Genomic DNA, 3,596 nt, shown 5'->3' with positions numbered 1-3,596 from the left:
CCTACCTCTAACCCCTTCCTACAGGAAGGGAAACAATATAGTCTCTCCTTTCAGGAGAGATTTAGAGAGGTTCGGCGCGGGGTCTCACCGCTGCCCTCTGCCTTCTGCCTTCAAGGGCGAAGTCCCGTTAAAGTTTGCTAACTAAATATCAAACTTAATTTCCTGTTTATTAAAAGGTAACTCATTGTTAATTGCATCTATTTGTTGCTGTTCCATGTCATTGATTTCACCAATATAATTGCGCAATACTTTGCTCATTCTGCGATCGCGAAAACGATGCAAACTATAATTGGGAGTAGCGGGAAAACCTCGTCTTTTTTTGTGACTACCGCCCGCCCCAGGATCAAAAGTCTGAATACCATGCTGAATTGCCCATTCTATGGGTTTGTAATAACAAGCTTCAAAATGCAGGGCATTATATTCTTCTAGACATCCCCAATAGCGTCCATACAAAATATCATCTTTCCGTAGGCAGAAAGACATGCCCACAGGATTAACCTCATCATCTTCTGTATAGGCAGCAGCCAGTAAAACTCGATGGGCATAATCAGGGTAAAGCTGCTCAAAGAAACGTTTTGTCAAGTATTTGCTGCCCCAATAAAATTTATCGCAAGTACTGCGATAAAAACGATAAATCAGAGGAAATAAATGGGAGGGAATCTCTTCTCCTGTAAAGACCTTCATCGATAACTCAGCTTTGTTAACAGCCTTTCTTTCCCTTTTGATATTCTTGCGTTGATTGGAAGTAAACATCCCTAAATAATCGTCAAAACTCTCAAAATCGAGGTTTGACCAAATATAGCTATGGTGTAACCAAGCACTATAACCATGATTTTCGATAATTTCTCGCCAGTCAGGATCAACAAACAGAAAATTACATCCTGATAACTTGTTGCGATCGCAGAAACGATCAATCTCTGAGAGCATAATTTCGGTAATTTCTGCTTCATCCTCTTCAGGAGACATCAGAAACCGATATCCAACCGCAGGGGTAAAAGGAGTCATTCCCAGCAGCTTAGGATAGTATTCCACTCCCAAGCGATAGGATAAATCCGCCCACTGACTATCAAAAACGAATTCTCCGTAACTATGTCCTTTCACATATAGTGGTGCCGCCGCAACCAATCGCCCATGGCGCCAGACAATTAAATGACAAGGTTGCCATCCTGTTCTCGCTGTTGCGCTCCCAGAAGTTTCAAGATTGTTCAGCCATGCCCATTCCAAAAAAGGTGTTGGTAAAGGTTTTGCCAGAGCATCCCACTCGGTTTGACCAATTTCAGCGATTTTAGTAATCCAGGTAAGATCGTATTTCTGCTTAATCTGTTTAAACATAAATTAAAGTTTAGGAAAAGAAGCGGTCAGTGCTATTTGTAATATTACTTAATCCACGGGCAGTTTTTTGCTCTAAACTAGCTAAAAGTATATTTAAATCGGTTGTCTGTGATCTTGGTTGTTGGCATTCTGAGAATATAGGTTAATAATTGTCTAAAAGACTGAGTAAAAACTCGGTTCGTTATTTGTAATAACTTCATTAAATTTTTAGTTTTTTCTCTGGTTAAAACTATGCATATGGCCTCTGCCAAAATCCTGGTCGTAGACGACGATCCTGCAATTCGCAATTTAATAGTCCGTTTTCTCAATCAGAGGAAGTACCAGGTAGAATCTGCCTCAAACGGACAATCTGCGCTCAAACTATTCGAGCAATTCAATCCTGATTTAGTGATCTTGGATGTGAATTTGCCTGATGCTTTGGGTTATAACCTTTGTGAGGAGATGCAGAGTAACACTGATGTGTTTATTCTTATGCTCACTAGTCGTGCTGACGCATCAGATAAGAAAGAAGGTTTTCTTAAGGGTGCTGACGACTATCTTACTAAACCATTCGATCTTCAGGAATTGGAATTGCGAGTCAGTGCAATTTTGAAGCGCCAAAGGACAGTAAGTACCTCAGAAAAGCAGCCTCTAACCTTCAATCATATGGTTATTGATCCTGTAAGAAGGGAGGTTAAGATTCATGAAGATTTAATCATGTTAACTGCTTTAGAATTTGATCTTCTCCATTTTTTAGCGACTCGTCCTGGTCGTGTTTGGCGTAGAGACGAATTGATTCAAAATGTCTGGGATTACGAATATGTTGGCGATCAACGAGTAGTTGATGTTCATATTGGGCAAATTCGGAAGAAAATCGAAGTTGACTCTGCCGAACCATGTTATATCCAAACTGTGAGAGGAGTTGGTTATAAATTTGAAGTTGAAGAAGTTGAGGCAAAAAACTCCCCAGAAACTCAGGTTAAGGCCGAAGTTAATGCTGAATTTTAGTTAGGTTTTAGGTTTTAGGTTTTAGGTTTTAGATTAAAAGAGTCATAATGCCCAAAACCTTTTCCCCTTTCCCTAAGATTAGCCCAAAGATTTCATCAAGCCTATTAGCTTTCGCTTGCGGCTATGAACAGTAATTAACTTGGTACGGTAATCAGACCATTCTCGCTGTCTTTCCGACGCTATATAAGCATTTCGCGCCTTTTCTAGCCAGCTAATAGCCTCATCATAATATTTTGCCTTGCCTGCATCCATAATCGACTCGGCACGACGACAAGAATTGCCAATTACCCAGTCAGGATTAACTGCGATCGCGGCATCCATGACTCTGGGGATTAATCCCTGGTAATCATAGGAAAGTTTATCGACAACTGCGATCGCCTGAGCGATCAATCCTTCATCAAGATAAATATCTACTTTGGCCTTTACTCCACCACTAGCTTCAAGCTCAACTAATAATTCTTCTCTAGTATCTTGCCAATTCTCCGTAGCTAATTTTTCTAGTTTTTTATAATCAGTAAAACTAGGCTGATATTGAAAGGCTTTGATTGTTGCCTTGGTTGCTGAGATAAAATCATCTAATTCTAAGGCAATTTCTATTTTGGAAGCATTAATTTCCTGGAAGTCCCTTACTAAAATTGCTTTACGATTAGCTATGGGTCATCAGCTCTGAGCTCTAAGCTTTTTTCTATATGTAGTGAGAGAGTTAACTTCGAATGAACAGATGAACATCAGCTTTGAACGGCAGTTGTAACTGCTAACTTTTATTGAACAAGTTATCTGCTTTTGTTTACTTAACTATTCTAATAATTGAAGATCCCACACCTTAATGGTACTGTCACCGCTACCACTAACGATCTTTTGTCCATTATGATTTATGACCACGCTCCCAACTTCAGAAGAATGACCTTCAAGAGTAGCTTCTAAATCTCCTGTATTAAAGTCCCATACTTTGACGATACTATCTGTACCGCCACTAACGATCTTTTGTCCATTCTTGCTTATTGCCACGCTTATAACTTCGGAAGAATGACCTTCAAGAGTGTTCTCCAGGCTTCCTGTATTGAGATTCCATACTTTTATAGTTTTGTCCCAACTACCGCTAACGATCTTTTGTCCATTACTACTTATTGCTACACTATGAACGACATCAGAATGACCTTTAAGAGTGTTCTCTAAATCTCCTGTCTTAAGATTCCATACTTTTATAGTATGATCTCCACTTCCACTAACAATACGTTGTCCATCATTACTTATTGCCACACTGCGAACTGAGCCGG

4 protein-coding genes are annotated in these 3,596 nt (G+C 39.7%); 1 reads left to right on the top strand and 3 read right to left on the bottom strand.

The features are described from left to right. Positions 1-141: 141 nt before the first annotated feature. On the bottom strand, positions 142-1,332 hold the full coding sequence (locus XEN7305_RS00255) for a GNAT family N-acetyltransferase (RefSeq protein ID WP_006507279.1): 1,191 nt from the start codon (positions 1,330-1,332) through the stop codon (positions 142-144). Between the two features lie 231 nt (positions 1,333-1,563). Between XEN7305_RS00255 and XEN7305_RS00250 the strand changes: the two genes are divergently transcribed. Continuing rightward, positions 1,564-2,319, top strand: a complete 756-nt coding sequence (locus tag XEN7305_RS00250) for a response regulator transcription factor (protein ID WP_006507278.1) — start codon at positions 1,564-1,566, stop codon at positions 2,317-2,319. Between the two features lie 78 nt (positions 2,320-2,397). Here XEN7305_RS00250 and XEN7305_RS00245 read toward each other — a convergent pair whose 3' ends face one another. Together XEN7305_RS00245 and XEN7305_RS00240 are read right to left on the bottom strand one after the other, a co-directional pair. Beyond that, positions 2,398-2,709 carry a hypothetical protein gene (locus XEN7305_RS00245; protein ID WP_040896178.1) on the bottom strand — a complete coding sequence of 104 codons (312 nt, stop codon included), beginning with the start codon at positions 2,707-2,709 and terminating at the stop codon, positions 2,398-2,400. A gap of 405 nt (positions 2,710-3,114) precedes the next feature. Continuing rightward, the coding region (locus XEN7305_RS00240) for a WD40 repeat domain-containing protein (protein ID WP_006507276.1) at positions 3,115-3,596 on the bottom strand (482 nt) is incomplete at its 5' end.

Origin of the sequence: Xenococcus sp. PCC 7305, assembly GCF_000332055.1 — a bacterium.
Classification (GTDB): domain Bacteria; phylum Cyanobacteriota; class Cyanobacteriia; order Cyanobacteriales; family Xenococcaceae; genus Xenococcus.
The sequence above is the reverse complement of the archived record's forward strand: the minus strand, read 5'-3'. Positions and strand labels throughout refer to the sequence as shown.

Excerpts from the sequence above, each read along its gene's own strand:
- XEN7305_RS00255 (WP_006507279.1), bottom strand. The coding sequence starts at position 1,332 with ATGTTTAAACAGATTAAGCAGAAATACGATCTTACCTGGATTACTAAA.
- XEN7305_RS00250 (WP_006507278.1), top strand. The coding sequence starts at position 1,564 with ATGCATATGGCCTCTGCCAAAATCCTGGTCGTAGACGACGATCCTGCA.